At 50.5% G+C, this 22,271-nt stretch carries 31 protein-coding genes and 1 tRNA gene; 19 read left to right on the top strand and 13 right to left on the bottom strand.

Features of this window, described 5'->3' with window-relative positions; genetic code table 11:
• Positions 1-220: 220 nt before the first annotated feature.
• The 5 genes from FHW74_RS08255 to FHW74_RS08235 all read left to right on the top strand — a co-directional run bounded on the left by FHW74_RS08255 (position 221) and on the right by FHW74_RS08235 (position 5,616).
• Entirely contained in the window at positions 221-730 is a 510-nt protein-coding gene (locus FHW74_RS08255; RefSeq protein WP_183170005.1) for a helix-turn-helix domain-containing protein, read from the top strand.
• Positions 731-855: 125 nt separating this feature from the next.
• Positions 856-1,377 (top strand): fimbrial protein, encoded by a 522-nt coding sequence (locus FHW74_RS08250; protein WP_183170004.1) that lies wholly within the window; start codon positions 856-858, stop codon positions 1,375-1,377.
• A 49-nt stretch (positions 1,378-1,426) separates the two neighbouring features.
• Positions 1,427-2,098 carry a molecular chaperone gene (locus FHW74_RS08245; protein WP_183170003.1) on the top strand — a complete coding sequence of 224 codons (672 nt, stop codon included), beginning with the start codon at positions 1,427-1,429 and terminating at the stop codon, positions 2,096-2,098.
• Between the two features lie 13 nt (positions 2,099-2,111).
• Positions 2,112-4,577 (top strand): fimbria/pilus outer membrane usher protein, encoded by a 2,466-nt coding sequence (locus tag FHW74_RS08240; protein ID WP_183170002.1) that lies wholly within the window; start codon positions 2,112-2,114, stop codon positions 4,575-4,577.
• Between the two features lie 13 nt (positions 4,578-4,590).
• A complete protein-coding gene (locus tag FHW74_RS08235; protein ID WP_183170001.1) occupies positions 4,591-5,616 on the top strand; it encodes a fimbrial protein in 1,026 nt (341 codons plus the stop codon).
• 39 nt (positions 5,617-5,655) lie between these two features.
• On the opposite strand, the gene FHW74_RS08230 is transcribed toward FHW74_RS08235, so the two are convergent.
• From FHW74_RS08230 to FHW74_RS08175, 13 genes are all read right to left on the bottom strand, one after another.
• A complete protein-coding gene (locus FHW74_RS08230; RefSeq protein ID WP_183170000.1) occupies positions 5,656-6,183 on the bottom strand; it encodes an anti-virulence regulator CigR family protein in 528 nt (175 codons plus the stop codon).
• A gap of 476 nt (positions 6,184-6,659) precedes the next feature.
• Positions 6,660-7,364 (bottom strand): hypothetical protein, encoded by a 705-nt coding sequence (locus FHW74_RS08225; protein ID WP_255459887.1) that lies wholly within the window; start codon positions 7,362-7,364, stop codon positions 6,660-6,662.
• Positions 7,365-7,481: 117 nt separating this feature from the next.
• Positions 7,482-7,730: a hypothetical protein gene (locus FHW74_RS08220; protein WP_183169998.1), complete on the bottom strand. Its 249-nt coding sequence runs from the start codon at positions 7,728-7,730 to the stop codon at positions 7,482-7,484.
• 263 nt (positions 7,731-7,993) lie between these two features.
• Positions 7,994-9,172 (bottom strand): site-specific integrase, encoded by a 1,179-nt coding sequence (locus tag FHW74_RS08215; protein WP_183169997.1) that lies wholly within the window; start codon positions 9,170-9,172, stop codon positions 7,994-7,996.
• Positions 9,127-9,339, bottom strand: a complete 213-nt coding sequence (locus FHW74_RS08210; RefSeq protein ID WP_183169996.1) for an excisionase — start codon at positions 9,337-9,339, stop codon at positions 9,127-9,129. The genes FHW74_RS08215 and FHW74_RS08210 overlap by 46 nt, the downstream gene beginning before the upstream one ends.
• Positions 9,336-10,085: an ORF6N domain-containing protein gene (locus FHW74_RS08205; protein WP_183169995.1), complete on the bottom strand. Its 750-nt coding sequence runs from the start codon at positions 10,083-10,085 to the stop codon at positions 9,336-9,338. Before FHW74_RS08205 ends, FHW74_RS08210 begins: the two co-directional genes overlap by 4 nt.
• An 11-nt stretch (positions 10,086-10,096) precedes the next feature.
• Positions 10,097-10,603: a hypothetical protein gene (locus tag FHW74_RS08200; protein ID WP_183169994.1), complete on the bottom strand. Its 507-nt coding sequence runs from the start codon at positions 10,601-10,603 to the stop codon at positions 10,097-10,099.
• Positions 10,604-10,814: 211 nt separating this feature from the next.
• Positions 10,815-11,051: a hypothetical protein gene (locus FHW74_RS22835; protein WP_370527984.1), complete on the bottom strand. Its 237-nt coding sequence runs from the start codon at positions 11,049-11,051 to the stop codon at positions 10,815-10,817.
• Entirely contained in the window at positions 11,048-11,407 is a 360-nt protein-coding gene (locus tag FHW74_RS08195; protein WP_183169993.1) for a hypothetical protein, read from the bottom strand. The genes FHW74_RS22835 and FHW74_RS08195 overlap by 4 nt, the downstream gene beginning before the upstream one ends.
• Complete coding sequence (locus FHW74_RS08190) at positions 11,391-11,615, bottom strand: hypothetical protein (RefSeq protein WP_183169992.1); 225 nt, start codon at positions 11,613-11,615, stop codon at positions 11,391-11,393. Before FHW74_RS08190 ends, FHW74_RS08195 begins: the two co-directional genes overlap by 17 nt.
• Positions 11,616-11,711: 96 nt before the next feature.
• A complete protein-coding gene (locus tag FHW74_RS08185) occupies positions 11,712-12,137 on the bottom strand; it encodes a hypothetical protein (RefSeq protein ID WP_183169991.1) in 426 nt (141 codons plus the stop codon).
• Positions 12,138-12,198: 61 nt separating this feature from the next.
• The gene (locus FHW74_RS08180; protein WP_183169990.1) at positions 12,199-12,483 is read right to left on the bottom strand and encodes a hypothetical protein; all 285 of its coding nucleotides are present in this window, start codon (positions 12,481-12,483) and stop codon (positions 12,199-12,201) included.
• Positions 12,484-12,625: 142 nt separating this feature from the next.
• Positions 12,626-13,294 (bottom strand): LexA family transcriptional regulator, encoded by a 669-nt coding sequence (locus tag FHW74_RS08175; RefSeq protein ID WP_183169989.1) that lies wholly within the window; start codon positions 13,292-13,294, stop codon positions 12,626-12,628.
• 338 nt (positions 13,295-13,632) lie between these two features.
• Here FHW74_RS08175 and FHW74_RS22830 point away from each other — a divergent pair, with 338 nt between their 5' ends.
• The 14 genes from FHW74_RS22830 to FHW74_RS08105 all read left to right on the top strand — a co-directional run bounded on the left by FHW74_RS22830 (position 13,633) and on the right by FHW74_RS08105 (position 22,160).
• Positions 13,633-13,908, top strand: a complete 276-nt coding sequence (locus FHW74_RS22830) for a hypothetical protein (protein WP_255459884.1) — start codon at positions 13,633-13,635, stop codon at positions 13,906-13,908.
• A gap of 283 nt (positions 13,909-14,191) precedes the next feature.
• Positions 14,192-15,856 (top strand): DEAD/DEAH box helicase, encoded by a 1,665-nt coding sequence (locus tag FHW74_RS08165; protein ID WP_183169987.1) that lies wholly within the window; start codon positions 14,192-14,194, stop codon positions 15,854-15,856.
• Positions 15,853-16,818, top strand: a complete 966-nt coding sequence (locus FHW74_RS08160) for a toprim domain-containing protein (RefSeq protein WP_183169986.1) — start codon at positions 15,853-15,855, stop codon at positions 16,816-16,818. Before FHW74_RS08165 ends, FHW74_RS08160 begins: the two co-directional genes overlap by 4 nt.
• On the top strand, positions 16,818-17,678 hold the full coding sequence (locus tag FHW74_RS08155) for a helix-turn-helix domain-containing protein (protein ID WP_183169985.1): 861 nt from the start codon (positions 16,818-16,820) through the stop codon (positions 17,676-17,678). Before FHW74_RS08160 ends, FHW74_RS08155 begins: the two co-directional genes overlap by 1 nt.
• Positions 17,675-18,511, top strand: coding sequence for an antitermination protein (locus FHW74_RS08150; protein ID WP_183169984.1), 837 nt, complete (start codon positions 17,675-17,677; stop codon positions 18,509-18,511). Before FHW74_RS08155 ends, FHW74_RS08150 begins: the two co-directional genes overlap by 4 nt.
• A 353-nt stretch (positions 18,512-18,864) precedes the next feature.
• Positions 18,865-19,077: an RNA chaperone/antiterminator CspA gene (gene cspA, locus FHW74_RS08145; RefSeq protein WP_183169983.1), complete on the top strand. Its 213-nt coding sequence runs from the start codon at positions 18,865-18,867 to the stop codon at positions 19,075-19,077.
• Between the two features lie 11 nt (positions 19,078-19,088).
• Positions 19,089-19,165 (top strand) — tRNA-Asn (locus tag FHW74_RS08140).
• Positions 19,166-19,581: 416 nt separating this feature from the next.
• A complete protein-coding gene (locus FHW74_RS08135; protein WP_142984831.1) occupies positions 19,582-19,959 on the top strand; it encodes a phage holin family protein in 378 nt (125 codons plus the stop codon).
• The gene (locus tag FHW74_RS08130; protein WP_183169982.1) at positions 19,949-20,233 is read left to right on the top strand and encodes a phage holin family protein; all 285 of its coding nucleotides are present in this window, start codon (positions 19,949-19,951) and stop codon (positions 20,231-20,233) included. Before FHW74_RS08135 ends, FHW74_RS08130 begins: the two co-directional genes overlap by 11 nt.
• Entirely contained in the window at positions 20,233-20,712 is a 480-nt protein-coding gene (locus FHW74_RS08125; RefSeq protein ID WP_183169981.1) for a glycoside hydrolase family 104 protein, read from the top strand. Before FHW74_RS08130 ends, FHW74_RS08125 begins: the two co-directional genes overlap by 1 nt.
• 44 nt (positions 20,713-20,756) lie before the next feature.
• Positions 20,757-21,071, top strand: a complete 315-nt coding sequence (locus FHW74_RS08120) for a hypothetical protein (protein WP_370527998.1) — start codon at positions 20,757-20,759, stop codon at positions 21,069-21,071.
• A complete protein-coding gene (locus tag FHW74_RS08115) occupies positions 21,046-21,186 on the top strand; it encodes a hypothetical protein (protein WP_183169979.1) in 141 nt (46 codons plus the stop codon). Before FHW74_RS08120 ends, FHW74_RS08115 begins: the two co-directional genes overlap by 26 nt.
• Before the next feature lie 391 nt (positions 21,187-21,577).
• On the top strand, positions 21,578-21,865 hold the full coding sequence (locus FHW74_RS08110; RefSeq protein ID WP_183169978.1) for a hypothetical protein: 288 nt from the start codon (positions 21,578-21,580) through the stop codon (positions 21,863-21,865).
• 4 nt (positions 21,866-21,869) lie between these two features.
• On the top strand, positions 21,870-22,160 hold the full coding sequence (locus FHW74_RS08105) for an HNH endonuclease (RefSeq protein WP_183169977.1): 291 nt from the start codon (positions 21,870-21,872) through the stop codon (positions 22,158-22,160).
• The last annotated feature ends 111 nt before the right edge of the window (positions 22,161-22,271 follow it).

Raw genomic sequence — 22,271 nt, 5'->3', positions numbered from 1 at the left:
CAGGGTTTTGTTCTGATTGATTTATTTTTATTAGTCGAATTCAGATTATCCGTCTGAATTTGTCGCTTTGCTTGAATTAAACGATCGTTTTGATCTCAATCGGGGAATCACTAATTTTTTGCGGGTGATCTCCCCGGGGAATATAAGGTAAATTTTAAATAGAGAATGCAGATGTTGATCATTGAGTTTTCGAAAGGGGATAAAACTAACAGGGATTTCTATGCGGCTGTCACACTCAATTATTTCCAATGACCACTTTTTCAAAGTGGGTATCTGCACGTTACTTTCGCCAGAGCTTATTGATGACAATTTTATTCTTGTCGATATGGATACGGTACTTGCCGCAAAAGTGAAAAAACTGGACGCCAGAGGGAAGCAACTGGTCGCGTTTATCTCAAATGATATTGATTATTATGCACTGCAATCCGTAGGCAATGTTTTATTTATTGACCGAAAGCGCAAGGTAAATGAGATCCTCTCTTTTTTAGTCGCTAATGACATGAGGCATCATTACCAGATTAAATTTGCGCTTTCACAGCGCGAATACCAAATCCTCGACTATATGCATAAAGGCTATAGCGCGGAAGAAATCGCCTCGCTGATGGGATTGAAAATAAAAACGTTTTACGCGCATCGACGAAATATGGTGTTGAAATTACGCGTCGGTAATCGTATCTCGCTGTATCGAAATATCGCGCGTCTGGAAAGTACCTGCCCCCAACAGGCGTGATAAACGCACTGATAAAGCTATGTGAATTAAAGGAGAAGGCACACCCTAAGGAGACCTGTTTTATTATTTATTATCTGAACGCTATTTTATTATTTTACTGCAATTAAAATTAACTGGATTTTACCATGAAAAAGATCGCTCTTATTTCTGCGCTGGTCGCGTGCTCTGTTATGTCTGTTGCGCAGGCCGCCGACGGCACAATTAACTTTACCGGTACGATCACCGATCAGGCCTGTACTGTTGATGTGAACTCCGCTTCCCAGACCGTTCCGATGGGGACCATTTCTAATACGGCGTTTGGCACCACTGCAGGGGTTACGGCAGCGGCCAAAACCTTTGATATCGTGCTTCAGAGCTGCCCAGAGTCTGTCAGCAGCGCCAGCGTGCGTTTTGATGGCACGACCCATGCGGAAAACAGCGCGATCCTGGCGCTGAGCAGCGGCCAAACCGCCACTCACGTCGGCATCGCGCTTTATGAAAAAGACAGCGCGACACTGATCCCGATCGGTACCTCTTCTGCGAGTGTGATGCTGGATTCAGAGAGCAGTAATACGCTGAGCTATATCGCGAAATATATGTCGACTGCAACTGCCGTCGGCGCGGGTTCTGCGAACTCCTCAACGGCATTTACCATTACGTATCAGTAAGAATTAAGCAGGGCGGTCAGCCGCCCTGCCTTTCAGGAAGGCAATAGTGATGAAAGTTTCAAAAGCAGCGCTGCTGATGGCGGCGCTATTTTCCACCAGCGCATTTAGCGGCGTGGAAATCGGCGGGACCCGCCTTATTTACGATGGTAACAAAAACCAGGCTGCTATCAGCGTAAATAACCCGGATGACAGACCCTATCTCATTCAGGCGTGGGTAAATAAAAATGAAAATTCGGATGATAACGATGATACGTTTATTACCACGCCGCCGTTATTCCGGCTCGATCCGCATAAACAAAATTCGGTACGGGTAGTATTAAGCGGAAAACCGCCCGCCACCGATAAAGAGTCGGTGTACTGGTTAAATATTAAATCGATTCCTGCGTCAGCACCCAATGCGAAAAATGAATTAACCATTGCGGTGAAAAGCAAAATGAAACTGATTTACCGGCCCGCCGGCATTAAAGGCGACCCGGCAACGGCGTACCAGCAGCTTCAGTTTAGCCAGCGGGCGGGCAAGCTGGTGGTGAAAAACCCCACGCCGTTTAGCGTTTCATTACATGCGGTAAAGATCAATGGCAAGGCGATATCCAAAGCGCCAATGGTGTTACCGCAACAGGAAATGACATTGCCAAATAATGTTTCTCCGGGACAGCAGATTGACTGGCAGGCAATCAATGACTTCGGGGGGATTACCGCTCCAGTAAAAGTACAGCTATAGGTTGAGTAGATTCGTGTCGCATTTAATATCTGTTCGTCAAAATGGTTATCCCTTACGCATATTAAGCGCTGTTATTTTTTGCGCGCTTCATATTCCCGCAGCCAAAGCGGCAGATTATTTCTCGCCGGACCTGATTGAAATGCGCGGCAATATCGCGCGTGATATTGATATTTCGCGCTTCAGCCAGGCGGGCGGTCAATCGCCTGGCAGCTGGCTGGTGACGGTCACCCTGAATAACCAGCAGGTTGACGAGCGGGAAGTGCGTTTTGAACAGGTGGATGACGCACTGAGCCCGGTACTCACCAAAGCGGATCTGCTGCACTGGGGCGTGGAGGCGAATGCGCTGCCGGAATTCATGGCGATGCAGGATGATGAGCAAATCGACACGTTATCGACGCTTCTGCCGGGCAGCTATGCCCGCCTCGATTTTGAAGCGCAGCGGCTGGAGATTTCCATTCCGCAACAGTATATGCAGCGTAACCCGCAGGGCACGGTCCCTGCATCCGAATGGGATGACGGCCTTAACGCGCTGTTCCTGAACTACGCCTATTCAGGCGCGACGGGCAGTAATGAAAACGGCAGCACCCACAGCCAGTACGCCAACCTGCGCAGCGGTATTAACCTCGGCCCGTGGCGGTTGCGTAACTATTCCACCTGGAATGACGGCGACCGGGGCAGCCACTGGAACAGCATCAGTACCTCATTGCAGCGGGATATTAAAGCGTTGCGCAGCCAGTTTGCCGTTGGCGACAGCTACACCTCTTCGGAAGTGTTCGACAGCTTTGGTTTTCGCGGCGTGCAGCTCTATTCCGATGACGGCATGCTGCCGGAAAGCCAGCGCGGGTTTGCCCCGGTTATTCGCGGCATCGCCCAGAGCAACGCGCAGGTCACCATCCGTCAGAACGGCAATATTATCTGGCAATCGTATGTGCCGCCGGGGCCGTTCGCCATTGACGATCTGTATCCAACTTCCAGCAGCGGCGATTTGCAGGTCTCGATACGCGAAGCGGATGGCACGGTTCGCCAGTTCACTCAGGCGTTTTCCGCGGTGCCGATTATGCGGCGCGAAGGGCAATTCAGCTATGCGCTAACGGCGGGGAAATATCGCGCATCAAATGACAGCCAAACTGAGCCGAATTTTTTACAACTGACCGGTAGCTACGGCTTGCCCTGGACCACCACGCTGTATGGCGGCGTTATAGCCTCGGAAGATTATTTTTCCGGCGCGTTGGGCATAGGGAAAAGTTTCGGCGACTGGGGCTCGCTCTCCTTTGATGCCACCTGGGCGCACAGCAATATGCCGGACGGCAACAAAGACGACGGGGTATCTCTGCGGGCGCAATATTCCAAAGACATTGCCTGGAGCGGCACCCACTTTACCTTAATGGGCTATCGCTATTCGACGGAAGGCTTTCACGATTTCCAGGAAGCCAATGGCGAGCAGAACTGGCAGCACCGGCAGAATAAGCGCAGCAAGGCGCAGATCGATATTAACCAGCAGGTCGGCGACTGGGGGAATATCAACCTTTCGCTGTATCAGCAGCAGTACTGGAGTGGCGATAAAGAGCAGACGGTGAATTTTGGCTACAACACCAGCATCGACGCCATCAATTACGGGCTGAATTACAGCTATTCCCGTCAGCCCTGGCACGGCAATGGCGATCATGTGGTGTCGTTCACCGTTCAGGTGCCCCTGTCGCGCTTTCTGCCGAATAGCTGGCTGAACATGTCGGCCAGCAGCAATAAGAAAGGGGATGTCGCCTCCAGCGCCGGCGTTTCTGGCGTGGCGCTGGCGGACAATAACCTGAGCTGGAACGTGCAGCAGGGCTATGACAGCCGCGGCGGTAACGCTTCCGGCAGCGCGTCGGCGGATTACAAAGCGTCCTTTGGCGAGTACCAGTTGGGCTACAACTATTCGCGCCACCAGCACCAGACTACCGTCGGGGCGATGGGCGGGGTGGTGGTGCACCCGTACGGCGTGTCGCTGTCCCAGCCGCTGGGGGAAACCATGGCGCTGGTGAAAGCGGATGACGCCAGCAAAGTGAAAGTGGCGAACAACACCGGGATTTATACCGACAGCAAAGGCTTTGCGGTGATCCCAAGCGTCACGCCGTATCGCCGCAATCACCTGACGCTGGACAGCTCATCCCTGAACAGCCGGACCGACATTTTAAACGACACCACCACGGTGGTGCCGACCAAAGGCGCGCTGACGCTGGCGGAATACCCAACGGTGACGGGCTACAAGGCGATGTTCCATTTACAGGGCGCGACAATCCCCTTTGGCGCGACGGTTAGCGTGAAGAACGGCAGCGTCACGACGGAAAGCATCGTGGACGACCGCCAGCGGGTCTGGCTCTCCGGCGTACCGGAGAAGGGAACCCTCAGCGTGCGCTGGGAAAACGGTAGCTGCCAGGCGGCGTACCAGATTAACAATCCATCCGATGGCCAGGCCACGGTAACGGCTCAGTGCCGCTGATTTGGAGAAACTCATGCGTTTATTTTTATGGAGCGCCCTGCTGTGGCCGCTGTATTTCTTTTCGTCTGCGGCCAATGCGTGGGATTGCGACACGCTGACGCCCTCGGTGACAATCCAGCCACCTGCGGCGTCGATTGTGATTTCGCCGAATTTACCGGTGGGTTCGGTGATTGGCAACCAGGTCGCGACAGGCGTTATTAATGCTTATAACTGCTATAACACGCCGAGCGGCGTCATCTCGAACCAGTTTCTGGGTGTAGAGGCTTATGGCGAATACGTGATGATGATCGACGGGCGACGCGTCTATAAGACCAATATCGAAGGGGTCGGTTACGCCATTGGCGGCACCATCTCGTCGGATTGCAACGTGTCGGGCTGGGTATCGGGCAGCGGCACTATCCGCAACCGGATTGATACGGTATTGCTGTGTTCGAATCAGCAAGGGATGTTGGCCACGCAACCGATCAAAGGGCAGGTATTCATTACTTACTATAAAACCGCGACGGTGACGGGTTCAGGGATGGTGGCAGCTAAACAAGTCGGGGCGCTGGCCATGCTGAACAACAACCTGCTGTGGTATTCGCCAGCGGTGACGGTGACATCCGGCGCGTTCAATATTACGACCCTGGGTTGTACGGTGGATAAAACGATTATTTCAGTACCGATGGGCGACGTTCCCAGCAATGCGTTCCATGGGCAGGGGACCTCGCCGGGAGACAGCTATACGCAGAATTTTGAATTGCCGCTGACCTGTTATGCCGGCACCAGCGTCGCGATGCAGATTGATGGCAACGTCAAGGACGCCACGCGCGGCGTGTTGAATCTCAGCAGCACAGGCGAAGGCAGCGCCAAAGGCGTGGGTATCCAGGTGCTGTATAACAACGCGCCGTTACAGCTTGCCGCACCGATTGCCACCGGTACCGCCAGCGCCACCGGAAGCTACACCATTCCTCTAAAGGCGCGGTATTACCAGACGGAGAATACCCTCACGGGCGGAACGGCGAACGGGACGGCGACGTTTACTCTGACCTATGACTGATGGTCAAAAAAAGCCCCGCGTAAGCGGGGCCATCGTAGTTTAATCAAATACGCCGTTGATAATGGCGGTCACCACAGCGGTGCTCAGCGCGATCAGCACCAGGTCATCGCCGACAATTCGCCATTCATAACCGGGATAGTAGGGCAGGCTATCACGCATCGAGAGCGGAACGGCTTTTTTGGCGATCCCCGGAGGAAGCGGTTTACCGCGGGCTAAATTCTTAGCGATGCCGGGAGGCAGCGAGTCATAGCCGGTCAGACCGTAATTCACCGCCAGCTGGCGAGCCGTGTTAAAGCTGATATCGGCCTCAACGTGATCCGGTTTGCCATAGTTTTTACGCTTGCCCGGCGCATCTTTGTCGGATGCATTACCGTTCATCTTTTGGCTGTTGCCACGGTTATCGCTGTTGCCTTTATTACCATGGTTACCGCCATTGTTGCCATGATTGCCGCTATTGCCATTACCGCCTCCATTCCCATTGCCCGGATTCGCCATAACCGGCGCGGCGAGCAGCGAGAGCGAGATAGCAGCCGCTAAAGCGAGACGTAAACGACGATGACTAAACATGATGTTTTCCTTCTAAGTGAGGGTGCATGTTGAAATTATGCCCGCTGCGGTTAAAAGGCAATGTTATGGATTCCTGGATTGTGTGGCGCTGATTTTGTATGGGAATGCAGGTCAGATTTAGATGAATGGAGGGTGATCAGATAGTAGTGGAGGTGGAGTTCTGTCGGGCCATTTTTCTAAAAAAAAACAGAAACAAAAAAGCCCGCAGGGCTTGCGCCGTGCGGGCTCTTAGGACTTCATCGGATGACTCTGGTAATCACCGATGGAGAATTTTGGTGGAGCTGGCGGGAGTTGAACCCGTGTCTGAAATATACTTAACCCGTTGAATATTAGCACTTTCTCAATTTTTAAATGTCTCAAGTGCATTTCACGTGCATATTGTTGTCCTCGTAACGTCCTGATTCTGTCCAGTATTTTGAAATATTTAGGATTAAAAATTGCTCCGTTGAGCAAAAAAAAGACCGCTTTCGCGATCTTTACTTTCGGTTTCTGCCGTACTTCCTCTTTGCCTTCCTATTGCTTACCGGCTTCGTCTCACGATTGTTATCGACCTTCTCATGTATGTCCATATTGAACCAGGATGCATGTGATACTTCGCTGAGCGGAAAAATGATACTGGTGTCAACCTCTTCAAGGTCATTATAGTCGTTTGAGAACAGCACCCTGAGTGTATCTTTATCCCTGTACCCGGACATGATGGGACTAATCGAAATTTCGAGGTTTGGTCCTTGTTTTTCGTTGGGCTCGCTTATCATGTTAACGGTACCAACATAGACCTTTCGACATTTTAGGCTTACTAATACAGGCCTATCTTCGGTCGCTGAATCGAAAAACAACTGCCCAAGTGAACCATCAGAGAGTATTTTGCCTAACTCATTCAGCCTAATTACTTGCTTTGAAAAGCTGATGCTCTCTTCATCTTTTGGTTCGTGAGTGATTAGCCATGCGGCAAGATAAATTCGAAGCCGGCAGTATTGCAACCAAAGCCATGCAAGCCCCACTGTGGTCACTGATAGCAGAATGAGCCATGAGGTTATGCGATTTTCTTTAGGGTCAGAACTGCCATCAATGAGATGCGATAACCAAGTGACAAAAGTTAAGCCAGGGAAAAGGTACTTGATAGAATATGCAAAGATGACGGCCGAAAGGCATGCATAGAAACCGTACGTGGCCGCCTTCATATAAAGAAGTTGGCCATCGTATCGGTGTAAACGAAAAAAAAGTTTGATGTTATGGGGCGACGTTACTAGCAAAGAACCGCTAATTAATAGCGGTATGATAAGTAATGCAAACATTAGTTAATCGTCGCTGTCCTTAGTGGTGGCTTTGGCTGCGGCTACTGCCTCTGCATCCTGTTCGATAAACCTACGTGCAGCTTTTCTGAGGCGATTAATTTTTTCAGGATCCGCTGAACCGTCAACGATAACAGCGCCCCGACCAACAACTTTAATGTTCTTCACACCCGATTTGTTCAAGCGCTCAGCCATGGCTTGTCCGCCTTTGACAAAGCCGCTCAAACCAAACATCTTCATGACGAGTTCAGACATAAAGACCTCCTTCTGTGGCCTTAAGCTTCCTTTTAAGGCTCTTGTAGTCCCGACTTAAAGGGCGCGGGATTCTAGCATAACCCAGTGAGTGAAGGGAAGAGAGTGCTTTCTGTACAACACTTAGGACACCCTTCTTTGCACTAAGTTCACTTATAAAATAGTGTCATATGAGTCAAGTTTGCAAGGCAAAATATGCTTTAATCCAAAGGATTTGTACAACCTTCATAAAATTGCAATTTCGACGAACCAGCATGCTCTTTGCTTTATTCGATCTTTGAATGTTGAAGCGATGTATGCCCCTCATAAACAGCCAAGTACGAACCGTAGTGGCGGAATAACATTTCCGGCCCTTTGTGGCCCATCTGCCCGGCAAGCCAGAAGAGGTTAACACCCTGGCTAATATGCTTGGTGGCGAATGTGTGTCTGGTCTGGTACGGGTTACGGTAACGTACGCCTGCCTTTTTAAGGGTCGGAACCCATGCTTTTTTGCGGATCGCGTCGGCGTTCGCCCAGGGCTCTCCAGTTTTCGGGTCGCTAAATATGAATTCGCTTTTCATAAACGTGAATTGTTTCTGCGCCTGCAGGGCTGCCAACGCCTCATTGTTCAGTTCCACCTTACGCGTACCGGCTTTTGTCTTGGTGCCTTTAAGTACCCCTACGACACTGGCCGCCTGCACGTGAGCTGTGTTCGCTATAGTATCGAGATCAGGCCAGCGCAGCGCGCACAGTTCCGAGCTCCGCAGACCGGTATTGAAGGCGAAGCGGAACAGGTTTTCCCATTCCGGGTATCTACAGCTCTGGTAAATAGCGAGGGTTTCCGCTGGCGTAAACGGGTCAACCTCGTAATCGTCGGCGCTCGGGCTGCTGTCGATCACGTGGTACCGGCTGGCGCTGACGAGGGTTACCGGGTTAATGGTCAGCAAGCCATCCGTAACCGCTTCATCTATGGCGCTGCGCAGAAACGAAAGGTTATTCCTGGTCGTTTTCAGCTTTGTTTTCCGGCTGGCTATCCAGTTTTTAAGGACCGCTGGCGTCAGTTCTGACACATGGAGTTTATGCAGGGCTGACAGCGCCGAAAGGCATTTTTCATAACCGTTTATAGTGGACGGCGAAAGATTGCGGTTCACGCAGATTTTCAGATACTCGTCCAGATAGGACTTAATATTTTTCGTTTTCTTCACTACCCCGAACAGTTCCAGCTTTTTGGAGTTGGGGAAATATTTTGCATATTCAAAGGTGCCACTGACGATCTGATTTTGTATTTCCCCCAGCAGGCGCTCGGCATACTTCACGCCGCGCGCGCTTGCTTCCATTTTGGATAGGGGCTCCCGGCAGAGAACCCCTTTGTAGGTGAAAGTGATAACCAGCGTGGAGCCTGTTTTGTGATTGCGGACAGTTATTCCTCTTGGGAGAGATAAGGGTCCTTGTTTTTGCGTGCCCATTTTGCAACCTCTGTTAAGTCGATCCATCGTTCTTTGGAACCATCAACTTTTAAAACATGAACGCCTTCTTTCCATACTCCACGATGTAACCGTTTGTTAACGGCATCCAGCGTTTCGCCTACAGATTTGCAGTAGCTTGTAATGGGTATGACATCGAGATTAATCATGGTTTATTCTCCCACCCGATCGCCTGGAATAACCCCATTCTGGGGTGAAACCAGCGTGTGCCGCGTGGCTCGGCTTCGCTCATCATCTGGCGGAAAGCCTTCATGAATGGCTCCAGCTCAACAATGGCGCGACGTGACAGCAGACCGTCAGGGGTCATAAATTCGTGCGTATCCGTAGGAATGCGATAAGCGTTAACAAGGGTTCGGCACTTGGCGTCAGATAATCCACTTTTGGCTACTGCCTGGCGGTAACCAACATAACCGGCCCGCATGTTGCCGCGCTTTATGTTATCCACCGTCTCGGTGACTGCTTCGATTTGTTCTTCAACCTGGCTCAGACGTTTCTGCTGGCGAACAGCATCAGCGGCCATCGCTGCGATCATCTCAATTTCAGTCAGCGGTGCGCGAGTGCGGAAGTAGCAGTTAACCAACTCACGCTGAACCTGCCAGGCAAGATCATCGGTAAATGATTTCACCAGCATCAGATAACCGGATTCGACAAGTACAATTCCTGATGCTGCAAATTTTGAGAAAATGCCGTCAGGGAGGTGTCGACGAATTTCGTCGGAACCTAATTCGAAGTAGTCTTCCCCTTCAATAAGGCGAGACTTGTTTTCTCGGAAATTGCGTCCAGCAGTTCCGTCCGGGCGCTGGTGGACATCATCAATCATCGCCAGAGTTACAACGCGCTGTCCGCGATATTCCACTGCAGGAAGCTGTTTGTTGTTAATGGTTACTGTGCTCATTATCGTTTTCCTCAGTGCATAACCGGTTTAACTGGCATCGTTTCGCCAGTACGTAATCGAACCGCGAGATCAACGAAAATATCGTCGAGAAAGCTGCTGAACCAGGACTGGCCTCCGTCTTTCACGCGCTGATCGTCGGCGTAATAGAACTGGAATACCGCCAGATATTGTTCCTGCGGTCTGTGTTCAATCAGTGTTCTTTCAACATGCTTAATGAGCAGATTTTCGATAAGTTCTCGGGTTAAGCCGAAAGTAAATTCCCCGGTCTTGATCTGGTATTCGCCCTCACGTAACCCCCAGCGTTTTTCGCAGCTGATGAGATAGAGCAGGGCGACCGTACCGCGCATGGACTGGACGATGGTTTCGGCCCACTCACGTTGTTCTTCAACAGTAAGCTCACCCTTCCCATAACGATTTTCATCAAGCATCCAGCCAGGAATCGTTATGTCGGATTGCTTCTGTATTTCCCTCAGACGCTCAACCAGTTGCTTTACGTTCGTGCTTTTATCGTTTTTCATTTCCGGTCCTTCAATTTGTTATATGACTCGTGCGATAAAACCTGCCAGTTCTGGCCGCCGTCGCGGGAAAGAAGGCGCCAACGGCGGTTGACCCTCAGACTGAGGTTGCCGCAATGGATACGACACGGCGCAACCCGGCGCTGGCGGTAACGGCGCAGAACGTTAATCGCTTGGACATGTACCCATTCGGGAACGCGGATAGCTGTCAGTGTCATCGCATAACCTCTTTAGGCGGGCTGATGCACCAGCCAGCTTCACGGGCCAGTTCGATAAAACCCTGAAGGGTTGTGATGTGATCGTCCAGGGTTAGGCGACAATCACAGATGGCCCGCCCCTCTTTCAGGTGGACGACGACGCGTCCTGTAAAATTCGGTGCAACGTGCAGATCCACCGGACATACGCAGCGGAGCCCAGCCGCGCGCAATTGTTCCTGAGTAAACTCTTTCACTGGACACCTCCGCTTAGATGTTTCTCTTTCACGTAGTCGGTGACTTCTTTAAACAAATCATCGACAATTAATTTCCCTGATTCGGTCAGGTACTCAGTGTTCTTATTGATGCCAATTGCATTCTGGTAAGTGGCTTTAATAAATGATTCAGTTTCCTTCCGATTGCCAAATTCACTGCGAGCCATTAGCTCGAATCGTCTCAGTAACTGAGTCATTACACTTTCTGTTATTTCCACCGTTTCGATTGCGCCATTCGGAAGATTCACAATCAGGAGATTTCCCGATGTTTTATTTTTGAGCCTGTTTAATGCAGCGTGAGCAATCCGACGGCGGTATAAGTCAATTACGTTTTCCATTGCGTTGATGCTCCTCAATCTCAAGAACTATTTTTTCTTCCTTAACTGCCCATGAATTAACCTTTGCAGACAGGAGGTAAGCTATCTCTACGAGGTTTTCCATTTGATAAGAGTTAATGGATTTATATTGTTGGGATATGACCTCTAACAAAGCGTAAAGATGTTCTGTTGTGGTCGTTATATCCTGAATATCCTGTCGTGTTGGCATGGTTATCTCCCATATGCTTTGCGTAAATAAAGATACGCAATCACTTCATGACCACAGCTCATGTACATAAGCGCTGATTTGTATGCAGCCACATCCTTAATGAAACTCATTATTCTTTCCCTCCGGTATATCTTTCAGTCCCGCATTAGCTTGTTCGATAAGTTTTTTTTCGTCTTTCGTAAAATGAATTCTGGAATCTGAAATTAATTTAAAATGAACAACCTCGATGATTTCAAAGAATCCTATCATCTGCCCTTTTAACGAATCATTTTCACTCAGATCACTTATTTCACTCACTATGCGTGAAATAGTGAATGGGGTATTTCCCGCACCTTCCCTTGCTTCATTTTCTAGATGCTTAAGCCAGATCCATGCCAATGCAGCTCCCGTAATGCATCCTCCCGAGTAGCCGCCTTTTGATGGCACGTTCCAAAAGCTGAGCCCAAAATCGGATTTAGACTTACCGCCGATAAATGGAAGTCTGTGTAAAGCTAATTTTTTTCTTTTATTAAATTTAATCATTTTAAATTCCTTGAGGTGAGTTTATCCCCAGCATTTAAGCTGTAATTATTATCGGGGGAATTTAATAATTAATTGCTGCTTTATATTTAGGGTTGCTATTAATAATATTCTTTGCTTCTTCACACGCTTCGTTGTAATTCTTGAAGAAGTCCACCAAACAGAAATAATCTCCTTCTACGCGCTGGTATAATGCGTACTCACATTCTTCTCCCGAAAGATCTGTAATAAGTTGAAAATTACAATCACCCTGCCAGGGTTCGGCTGCATGTAAGTAACCCCAGCGTGAAGCATTGGATCTCAATTTCTGATGTATATCGAAAGGTTTTTGGAGTTCTGAATTGCTCATAACGTTAGACCTGTTGTTTGCCTGTGATATGAGAATACCCGTGGGTAATAATATTCGTCAACACCTACGGGTAATAATTTTGGTGAATTTTTTTATCGATTTGATTTTTAAGGTAATAAAAAACCCGCCGTAGCGGGTTTAATCAAATAATTTTTATTCTGGCCTCTACGGCCACACCGAGTATCTTGCAATTCCCGTCTATAGGGATTAGTGGGTAAGCTGGGTTGAGCGGCTTTAAAAAATGATCGCCTCCATCGATTACTAGCTTTTTAAAGGTTGCCTCATTGGCATCTATGAGCTTTGCCAGTACGAGACTTCCATGCATAGCTTCGCGACCGGTATCAAAGAGAACCATCATACCTTCTGGAATGCTCATGCCCACAGGTGATGTCATGGAGTCCCCTTTTATACGGAGCCAAAACCCTTCACCTTCTACATGGGCATCCGATTCACACCACTCTTCAACGTCGTTGAGTGTGTACGGTTCTATAGCTTCTGCCCAAGCTCCTGCGCTTACCCAACTGATCACTGGATATCTCTTCCCTGGATTTGGTTGTTGAACTAGTTCGACATTCGATTTTTCTTGACTGATACCATCCATCCACCCCCGGGGTAAACCGAACGATTTTTCGATAACTTCGATCATATCGTCGGCTATGCGTTTTCTACCTGCTTTGCCCTCAGGCCATAGCATTCTTATAACGTAGGAAGGCTCTCGCTCAATCTTTCTCGCGAGTTTTGAGGCGTTCCCATCACAGTAATCATCCCTCAATTGGATGAGTCGTAAACGACGTTTTTCGTATTTATCCATAGCTCTCATTTTAACCTTTGTTACCCGGTGGTAAATAACCTATGGGTATTGATTATCTTGATACCTACGGGTAATATCAATCCTGATGTTTGTACAGAGGTTAACTATGGAAACTTTGAAGCAATACATGGCGACTTTAACGCCTGAAGAAAAAAGGGTTTTCGCAAAGAACTGCGGTACCACCCTCAATTACCTGAGGAAGGTCATGAGCACAGGTAAACCGATAGGTCCAGAAATTTGCGCTCAGATTGAAATACACAGCGGTGGAAAAGTAACCCGTAAAGCGCTTAGCCCTAACAACTGGCAAAAAATTTGGCCTGAACTGTTGCACTCGAACCATGCATGTTAACAGCGCGGTGATGCCGCAGGTATACAGCAAAGCCGATGCGGAGTGGATACAGGAACAGTTATCAGCGCTACCCCCATCAGCCAGGCAAAAGGCAATCGTTCGTTACGGAGAAGTCTACGAGGAGTTTTTGAACAGCGAGCCAGTGAGCTTTCGCAAAGAGAACAAAGCAAGACACGAAGCAAACACACGCCTTCGTGAGTACGCCAGAAAGTATCACCGAGCTTTACAGGGTTACACAGAAAAGCCCCCTTCATTCGGTCAGTGATGATCACCTCTTGGAATGTTCAGACTTAAAGGTGTCTGGATGTCTAAACCACCAAAAAGTGGGGAAGAGGGAAGAGGGGGGTAAGGGGGGAGTTGGGAGAAGGGGCAGGTATAGCGTCCTTTTCCAGGAGACAGGTACATAGGTTAAGTAGATCTCAGTAAGCAGTAACCTCCTCCAAAAAAAACAGCACAGCCATTTAGACGGCTAAACATGAAAGGCGGACAGGTGGGTTTTTCCTGGAAAAGTTCAGGCTCACTTACAGGCACAGAGTTAGAGGCGGCAGATGCTGACAATCACACCAAATTTTGCACAGGACCGGGCACTGAATATGCTGCGTCGTGAGTGGAGGGCACAGAATTCCTTCATGGTATATGCACCCACCGGCAGCGGTAAAACAGGACTGGCCGCTTTCATCACTGACGGCTTTGTCAGCCGTGGTATGCGGGTGCTTTTTGTCGCTCCGTACACTGTTTTGCTGCGGCAGACCGCCAGCCGTTTTATAAGCTATGGACTGAATCCTGACGAGATTGGTCTTGTATGGGCCGAAGCAGATAAGGGTGAGGCAGATCCGGAGCGCCTGATCCAGATTGCCAGCGCCGACACCCTGATCCGCCGTGATTTTCCCGACAATATTAATCTGCTGATTATCGATGAAGCCCATCTCCGTAAGCGCACCATCCTGAAAGAGATTGAACGCCTTACCAGCGAAACGGACGTTAAGGTTATCGGGCTTTCCGGTACCCCTTTTTCATCGTTCCTGGGCAACTACTATCAGCGTCTGATTAAGCCCACCACCATCAGCGAACTTATCAAACGCGGCGACCTCAGTCCGTTTGAGTTTTATGCGCCCACAAAGCCGGATTTGAAGGGCGTGAAAATGTCCGCGTCGGATTTTGGCAGGGACTACAACGAAACCCAACTGGCAGAAATCATGAGCGGCTCTGATCTGGTGGGCGACATTGTGAGTAACTGGCTTGAGAACGGGCGCGACCTCCCCACTATCGCTTTCTGCGTAAACGTGGCTCACGCTAATTTCGTCACCATTCAGTTCAACAAAGCCGGGGTGAACGCTGAAGTCATGACAGCGGAAACACCCCATGACCAGCGCCAGGTAATGATCCACCGCTTCGAAACTGGTGCGACAAAAATCCTCGTGTCTGTGGGCGTGCTGGTGGCCGGGTTCGACAGCGATGTGCGCTGCATCATCTATGCCCGACCCACTAAATCAGAAATACGGTGGATACAGTGTATCGGTCGCGGGCTTCGCACTGCGCCGGGCAAGGATACCTGTCTGATCTTCGATCACAGCGGAACCGTTCACCGCCTGGGCTTTCCCGATGCTATCGAATACGACGTTCTGCTGGATTCCAGCGATGGCATGAAGGAGGCGGCAGCACGGGCAGCGGAAGAGCGAGCCGAAAAAATCCCTAAAGAGTGTCCAGAATGTCACTTCATGAAGCCGGCAGGCGTTTACGTTTGCCCCAAGTGCGGCTTTAAACCGCTGGCCGGTTCCGACGTGGACACCGACACCTCACGCAAAATTAAAAAGCTTTCTAAAGGCTCTTCCGTTGCAACGAAAAGCACCAAACAGGCCTGGTGGAGCCAGATTAAATTTTACCAGCGCCAGCGCGCTTCAACCGGCAAACCCGTCAGTAACGGGTGGTGCCTTCACACCTTCCGGGACAAATTCGGGGAGTGGCCTAACGGGTTGAGCGATTTCCCGATGGAGATCACCCCCGAAGTCAGCAATTACATCCGGCATAAACAAATCGCCTGGGCAAAAGGACAGGAGAAACGGCAGTTACAACAGACGCCCGTCGTTCACAACCGAACTGAGGGGCAGCCTCAGCAATTGACAACCATTCCTGAGGGCTGTCCGACCAGCAGGATCATCAGCGCTAAAAAGCAGTTTGAACAACTTCGTAATCATGCGGGAGAGAGAACTTGAAAACCACTGAAGCAGCAAAAGGCCGATGGCCGGAAATTTTTGAACATTACGGACTCCCGCCTGTTACCGGAGGGCGGCACTTCAAGGGTGAGTGTCCGCTTTGCGCCACGCGGGGAAGTTTCCGCATTGATGATCAGGACGGAAACGGTACGTGGATTTGCAAATGTGGCAGCGGCAACGGGATCAGTCTTGTAGTTCAGACCCAGGGGAAATCATTCGCTGAAGTCTGCCGGGAAATCGACGCCCTGCTTGGTAATGACTACCGGCATCGCGCAACACCGATCAACACCACAGCCACCAGCCTGCGACAGCGGGTGGTGAGCAAATTTTCAAAGCTGGAAGGTCCTCGCGGCACAAGCGCGGCTCAATATCTCCTGAACCGGGGGATCACAAAGCTACCTGCTGAAGCGGTGCGGTTTTGTCCGAAGGAACGCTATCAGGGCCACGTATATCAGTCGTTGTATTCGCTGGCGACAGATAACCGGGGTGAGCTGTGTTATCTGCACCGGACCTATCTTGACGGCGATAAAAAGGCACCGATGGGCGACGGGCAGAAACGCCTTTACTCGTTACAGGAGGAGTCCTATCTGGATCATGCCCAGTCGGTTGCGGTGAGGATGTTTCCCGTCGCGTCCACACTGGGTATTGCGGAAGGTATTGAAACGGCTTTATCCGGGGTACAGCTATACGGCTGCAATACCTGGGCAACGCTGAACAGCGGGTTTATGAAGAAGTTTCGCGCACCATCTGGCGTCCGGCATCTCATCATTTTTGCCGACATGGACCCTCATTCAGCAACGGGCCATGCGGCGGCGTTCGAGTGTGCCCACGCTAACTTGCTGGCAAAAAATGACATTGAAAAAGTTAGTGTGCGCTGGTGCGACAACGGGGATTTTAACGATCTGCTGGTCAACGGCGATCAGGTTCGCGAGATGACATTTTTGAAAAAGGTGGCTGCATAATGCGCACAGATAACACCGAACATAAAGCACTTTTCACTATTCCGACGGCAGCGCACTGCACCATCCTCGCAAACATCAAGCCGCTGCCTGAACAACGAAAAATCACCGGACATAAGCAGACTGACGCTTATCTTTGGGTACTGGAAGTAATTCGCCTGAATGAGCCTGAACATCTTGATGCTGCCGAAGCCGCGCTGGAGAAAATCAAAATCTCCCCTAAAGATGCTGAGAAACGTTACTCAAGTTACCTGCTGGCGAATGGTGCCGATCCGTTCCAGGTTGCATTCGGTACCATCGGCATGGATAACCCGGCGCGGGCGATTGAGGCTGCGCGGGAGAACATCAAAAAAGCGGCAGCAGTCAGAGCGCAGTTCGGCAGCTACGAAACAGCATTCGATGATGTTGAAGCTGAGCTTGTGATTAAGTCCTCACCGAAATTTATTGATAATTACGACTGGGGCTGGACCGCCGCAGAACTGGAGTCCGGGCATATTGGCGGTGGACGTATGACTGAAATTGATGATCAGCGCCGCGCGTTTGTTGATGGCTACCGTGACGCGCTGCCAGATCCTCACACCCTGTCAGATGTTGTTCGTGAGTTTGTTTACTGGGACTGGCTTTACCAGGCACGCAACACCGCAGGCAAAGAGCTTGGCTATGAGTTTGGTTATTCCGAGCATCATCGATCTGTATATGACCGCGAGTTTTATCTGGACAAATTGCTGGCAACCATCCCGCCGGTAACGCGCGCTGAAGCCGTAGAAGTGTGTCACTGGTTCCTGGAAAGCGGGAAGGGCGAATACATGGAAGATGACGGTGCCGCGGTGATTATTAATCTGGTTGGGGAGTGTGAGCAATGAAACTTGAAGCAGCACTGAAGCACTTTTCACCTCAGGGAATGCATATCAACGACAGCGTGAAAGGAACCTCACCCGAGCGGATCACTGGTACTGACGTAATGGCGGCTATCGGTACCACCAGCAGCCGGGCGCGGTTCGGGCTTGCGGCATTCTTCGGGAAAGCCGGGATCAGTAAAACAGACGCACAGCTGGCAGTTCAGGCGCTGGCGCGTCACGCGATGGATGTTGCCCCGAAAAACGTCCGCAAAGCAGCCGGTGATCAATTTGGTACCTGCATGCTGTTGCTGGCGCAATATGCGTTCGCGGAGTATTCGCGTTCTGCGGCTACCAGCTGCACCTGCATCACCTGCAACGGTACCGGACGCGCCACCCGGACCCAGACCACACGCAAGGTATCTTACCCGTGGGGAAAAGCGCCATACTGGGCAAATCGCTCCCGCGCCGTTCGTCCGTCGGACTGGGAGAAATGGACAGAGATAACTGAAATAGTGCCAGCCATTTGTGATGCATGTGAAGGGAAGGGAGTAATCAGCGCCCGCTGTCGGTGCGGGGGGAAGGGCGAAGTGCTCGATCGCAAAGCTACCCAGGAACATGGCGCGCCGGTGTACAAGACGTGTGAACGTTGCGGAGGCAACGGATATTCGTCGGTACCGTCTACAGCAGCGTATAAAGCGATCATTAAACAAGTGCCCGATCTGCACGTCAGGACTTGGACCCGAAACTGGAAGCCTTTTTACGAGATGCTGGTGGATATCTGCCAGAAAGGTGAAAGACAGGCGGACAGGGCGTTTCAGGAAGCTACCGGTTTTCATGATGATAAAGACAATATTTAGCTATTTCGATACACAGGGCTTGATTTTGTCCGAACTTGTCCTGTATGCTTTTAATCATGGAGTGTTGCGTCTGAAATGATTTGCTCCGAAAGCCCGCCTTTGACGGGTTTTTTTACGGCTTCGTATACCTCTGATTAAATAATAAAATAAGAGTTGCTATCAAAGGGTATGTGTGTGACTAATGGGTTGTCGGTTTGGTACACAGACCCAATAAAGCGGTTTAGTAAAGCAGTCCTCATCTAAAGAGTTATCCATAGATAACCCTCCAAATTGAGCCTCCTTATCGTTATTAATTAAATTCTGTGGCGGAAACCATTACGCCGGAAGGCTCTGTTTATATTGAGGTAATATCTATGTCTAACAAAATGACTGGTTTGGTAAAATGGTTTAATGGGTCAAAAGGATTCGGCTTTATCACCCCTGATAATGGCAGTAAAGACGTTTTTGTTCACTTCTCTGCTATCCAGGGCGGTGGTTTCAAATCACTGAATGAAGGTCAGAAAGTCGAGTTCACTGTTGAAGATGGTCCGAAAGGCCCTTCGGCTGGAAATGTGTTCGCAGTTTAAGCGTGTAGAATCCGCCATTAGCTCAGCGTGGCCAGAGTATTGCTTTATTTACAGTAGGGGCGGGGTTCGAGCCCTTGATGGCGGCCCAGTTTAAAAATTAACCTGCCCTGAAGGCGGGTTTTTTATTCCTCAAACCTTTGCAGAAAAAACTATGCGCCCCCCACGTTCTTTTTATCCGATCCCGATGCTTATAAAGCACACCCAGCCATCCGGATCGGAAAAACTTTATCCAGTTCTTGTCTCTGACGTAACAGACTCTGAGGGTACCAGGTTCGCAAGGTACCCGAATGGAGCTGAAGTGCGTATGTCAGAATTACGTTTTATTCAGCTTGAGTTTGCCCAGGCAGATCTTCCCAACCTTGCGGCAACACCTCTTCCGGAAGAGGTTATTAAACGCGATATGCTGCATTAACATCTCAAAATCATTCTCAGTTGAGGCTCACTTCGGTGGGCCTTTTTTATTTCCCCTCATTCGAGAGGACTCATCAATAGCGAGGGGGCGTAATGTCCGAACCTTTTTCCGGTACCGCGGCTGCCGGCAGTGCGCTGACCGGCGCGAGTATTTATGGACTGCTTACCGGCACTGATTACGGCGTGGTGTTCGGCGCGTTTGCCGGGGCCGTGTTCTACGTGGCCACCGCCGCCGACCTGACGATTTTCCGCCGTTCCGCGTATTTCGTTGTGTCGTATTTTGCTGGCGTCTATGGCTCCGGGCTGGTGGGTTCGTGGCTGGCGAGCATAACCGGCTATGCCGATAAACCGCTTGATGCGCTCGGCGCGGTAATGCTGTCTGCCGTGGCAATCAAGACACTGACATTTTTCAGTGAACAGGACCCGCTAAAGCTGCTGGCACGCTGGAGAGGGGGAACCAATGGTAACTAACGATCCGCTGGTGCTGACGAACGTGGTGGCCTGTGCCGCCATTGTTCTGCGCCTGATGATGTTCCGTAAGCCTGGCGGGCGACATAACCCGTGGGCCTCATGGCTGGCCTACCTGATTATACTGGCGTATGCATCCGTGCCGTTCCGGTACCTCTTTGACTCCTACCTGCATGCGCACTGGGCAACGGTCGCCATCAACTTAATCATCTGCGCTGCCGTGTTCCGCGCCCGGGGCAACGTCGCGCGAATTTTCCACGTACTGAGGCCTGAGTAATGCAGACAATCAACCCTCAGCGAAAAGCGTTTCTCGACATGCTGGCATGGTCCGAGGGAACGGATAAGCCTGGGCAGCCAACGCGCAATCGCGGTTATGACGTGATTGTTGGCGGAACGCTATTTAACAACTACGCAGATCACCCCCGCAAGATGATTGACCTGCCGAGACTGCGAATTAAATCCACAGCGGCAGGGCGCTATCAACTACTGGCGCGCTACTGGGATGCATACCGTAAGCAACTTGGTCTGAAAGACTTCTCTCCGGCCAGCCAGGATGCCGTAGCACTCCAGCAGATTAAAGAGCGCCGCGCGCTGGAATTAATCGACAGCGGCAATATCCGCCAGGCTATCGATCGTTGTAGCAACATCTGGGCATCGCTGCCGGGGGCAGGGTACGGTCAGTACGAACATAAAGTCGAAGACCTTCTGAAAAAGTTTAGGGAGGCGGGCGGTTTTGTTGTGGAGTCGAAGTCATGACGCGTATTAAGGCGATAGCCTGTATCGTCGGTGTCTTTCTCATAATGCTGGTGGTCACAGCATTAGCAGCATGGCGTTCTGGCTGGAATGCGCACGCCGACCATATCAACGCCTTGGCGGCAGTCAAAAAAGAAAAGGCCGAGAAAGCCATCCAGCCGGTAGAGAAGAAAGCCGCTGCGGCCAGTGCCGAGGCGAAGGTGATTTACCGGACCATAACCCGCGACGTGGTGAAATATGTTCAGTCTCCGGATCGTACCAGGTGTGATTTTGATGATGAGTCTGTGCGGCTGCGTCAGCGTGCCATCGACGCTGCCAACTCCATCAGCGGATTTGATGCAGGAACCGTGCAGGGCAAGTAATGCCGGTACCAATAGCGATGAAGACCTGCCGGCGGATATCGAAACGGCAGAATGCCTGCGCCAGCTGCGACTCGACAAGTACCGCTGGCAGGCGTACTACAACGCCGTGAAATGACCAGTCCAGGGCGCGTTTACGAACTCACCTGATGATGTTCTGTATTCACGCTGGCGCTCTGTAAAGCAAAAAAACGCCCCCATCAAGAGGGCGAACCGGAATTGTCTATGGCATGTGCATTTCGCACTTTTTATTTTCTCAATGAAAAGGGTCAAGCGGTGGTGCCTGTTTCCTGTGCTAAAGGAAGTTTGAGTATGGTTAGTAATGCTGTAGTAACAAGCGTAAGCGGCAACTATTTGTCATAGTTGCATTTTTTAGCCTCGCACTAGCGGGGCTTTTTTATGCGCCTCGTACGCGCACCAAAGAGAGTCTTTCAGTCGTGAGCCTGGGAAAACCGTTTCTCTCGGGCGACTGCCCCGTGCGACAGGCTCACATCTAAAAGGAAACCACCATGAAACCCTTACCGCTTAAGAATGTTATGCATAAGCTGCGAGTCATTATTAGTGATGATGGTTACAGACTGGAGCATGCTGCTGGTTCTGCGACTTACGATCGCTATGGTGTACGCGCTGAAGTGCATGGCATCCCTGAATACTTCCCTGACAATCTGTGCATTGAAGACAGGCAGGCGCAAGATGCTGAAACAAGCTGCATCAATGAGACCAGTGTCAGGCTGGTGGTGAACGATGCCATACAGGACGCACTGAAGCCGGGCGGTTTACTGCATTTTCGGAAGTAGTTTTATGGCTTCTAATTCACCCTGGCACCACCTCTATAACACCAAGCGCTGGTACCGGCTCCGCTATCACCAGCTTCAGAAGCAACCACTCTGTGAGTTCCACCTCAGACGCAATCAGGTGATTGCGGCAACTGTTGTTGACCACGTCACCCCGCATAAGGGAGACGAGGCATTGTTTCATGATCCGGATAATCTTCAGTCCCTGTGCAAGCGCTGTCACGACTCGGTTAAGCAACGCATGGAGAAGGGTGGAACGGTGACCGAATTCGACAACGAAGGCCGGGTGATCTGGTAACTGAAATCATCCAGGTACTGGCAGGGGGGAGGGTAAAACTCTGGCTGCGGCATCTAAAAGACCGCGCTCCCCCGTTTCATTTTAAAAACGTCCAGAAAAAAAGGAAAAATG

Source organism: Atlantibacter sp. RC6 (assembly GCF_014193285.1).
Taxonomy (GTDB): Bacteria; Pseudomonadota; Gammaproteobacteria; order Enterobacterales; family Enterobacteriaceae; genus Atlantibacter.
This window is presented reverse-complemented; position numbering and strand designations above follow the sequence as displayed.

Coding starts and splice junctions, on each gene's coding strand:
- FHW74_RS08255 (WP_183170005.1), top strand. CDS start 221: ATGCGGCTGTCACACTCAATTATTTCCAATGACCACTTTTTCAAAGTG.
- FHW74_RS08250 (WP_183170004.1), top strand. CDS start 856: ATGAAAAAGATCGCTCTTATTTCTGCGCTGGTCGCGTGCTCTGTTATG.
- FHW74_RS08245 (WP_183170003.1), top strand. CDS start 1,427: ATGAAAGTTTCAAAAGCAGCGCTGCTGATGGCGGCGCTATTTTCCACC.
- FHW74_RS08235 (WP_183170001.1), top strand. CDS start 4,591: ATGCGTTTATTTTTATGGAGCGCCCTGCTGTGGCCGCTGTATTTCTTT.
- FHW74_RS08230 (WP_183170000.1), bottom strand. CDS start 6,183: ATGTTTAGTCATCGTCGTTTACGTCTCGCTTTAGCGGCTGCTATCTCG.
- FHW74_RS08225 (WP_255459887.1), bottom strand. CDS start 7,364: ATGAAGGCGGCCACGTACGGTTTCTATGCATGCCTTTCGGCCGTCATC.
- FHW74_RS08220 (WP_183169998.1), bottom strand. CDS start 7,730: ATGTCTGAACTCGTCATGAAGATGTTTGGTTTGAGCGGCTTTGTCAAA.
- FHW74_RS08215 (WP_183169997.1), bottom strand. CDS start 9,172: ATGGGCACGCAAAAACAAGGACCCTTATCTCTCCCAAGAGGAATAACT.
- FHW74_RS08210 (WP_183169996.1), bottom strand. CDS start 9,339: ATGATTAATCTCGATGTCATACCCATTACAAGCTACTGCAAATCTGTA.
- FHW74_RS08205 (WP_183169995.1), bottom strand. CDS start 10,085: ATGAGCACAGTAACCATTAACAACAAACAGCTTCCTGCAGTGGAATAT.
- FHW74_RS08200 (WP_183169994.1), bottom strand. CDS start 10,603: ATGAAAAACGATAAAAGCACGAACGTAAAGCAACTGGTTGAGCGTCTG.
- FHW74_RS08195 (WP_183169993.1), bottom strand. CDS start 11,407: ATGGAAAACGTAATTGACTTATACCGCCGTCGGATTGCTCACGCTGCA.
- FHW74_RS08190 (WP_183169992.1), bottom strand. CDS start 11,615: ATGCCAACACGACAGGATATTCAGGATATAACGACCACAACAGAACAT.
- FHW74_RS08185 (WP_183169991.1), bottom strand. CDS start 12,137: ATGATTAAATTTAATAAAAGAAAAAAATTAGCTTTACACAGACTTCCA.
- FHW74_RS08180 (WP_183169990.1), bottom strand. CDS start 12,483: ATGAGCAATTCAGAACTCCAAAAACCTTTCGATATACATCAGAAATTG.
- FHW74_RS08175 (WP_183169989.1), bottom strand. CDS start 13,294: ATGGATAAATACGAAAAACGTCGTTTACGACTCATCCAATTGAGGGAT.
- FHW74_RS22830 (WP_255459884.1), top strand. CDS start 13,633: ATGCATGTTAACAGCGCGGTGATGCCGCAGGTATACAGCAAAGCCGAT.
- FHW74_RS08165 (WP_183169987.1), top strand. CDS start 14,192: ATGCTGACAATCACACCAAATTTTGCACAGGACCGGGCACTGAATATG.
- FHW74_RS08155 (WP_183169985.1), top strand. CDS start 16,818: ATGCGCACAGATAACACCGAACATAAAGCACTTTTCACTATTCCGACG.
- FHW74_RS08150 (WP_183169984.1), top strand. CDS start 17,675: ATGAAACTTGAAGCAGCACTGAAGCACTTTTCACCTCAGGGAATGCAT.
- cspA (WP_183169983.1), top strand. CDS start 18,865: ATGTCTAACAAAATGACTGGTTTGGTAAAATGGTTTAATGGGTCAAAA.
- FHW74_RS08135 (WP_142984831.1), top strand. CDS start 19,582: ATGTCCGAACCTTTTTCCGGTACCGCGGCTGCCGGCAGTGCGCTGACC.
- FHW74_RS08130 (WP_183169982.1), top strand. CDS start 19,949: ATGGTAACTAACGATCCGCTGGTGCTGACGAACGTGGTGGCCTGTGCC.
- FHW74_RS08125 (WP_183169981.1), top strand. CDS start 20,233: ATGCAGACAATCAACCCTCAGCGAAAAGCGTTTCTCGACATGCTGGCA.
- FHW74_RS08120 (WP_370527998.1), top strand. CDS start 20,757: ATGCTGGTGGTCACAGCATTAGCAGCATGGCGTTCTGGCTGGAATGCG.
- FHW74_RS08115 (WP_183169979.1), top strand. CDS start 21,046: ATGCAGGAACCGTGCAGGGCAAGTAATGCCGGTACCAATAGCGATGAA.
- FHW74_RS08110 (WP_183169978.1), top strand. CDS start 21,578: ATGAAACCCTTACCGCTTAAGAATGTTATGCATAAGCTGCGAGTCATT.
- FHW74_RS08105 (WP_183169977.1), top strand. CDS start 21,870: ATGGCTTCTAATTCACCCTGGCACCACCTCTATAACACCAAGCGCTGG.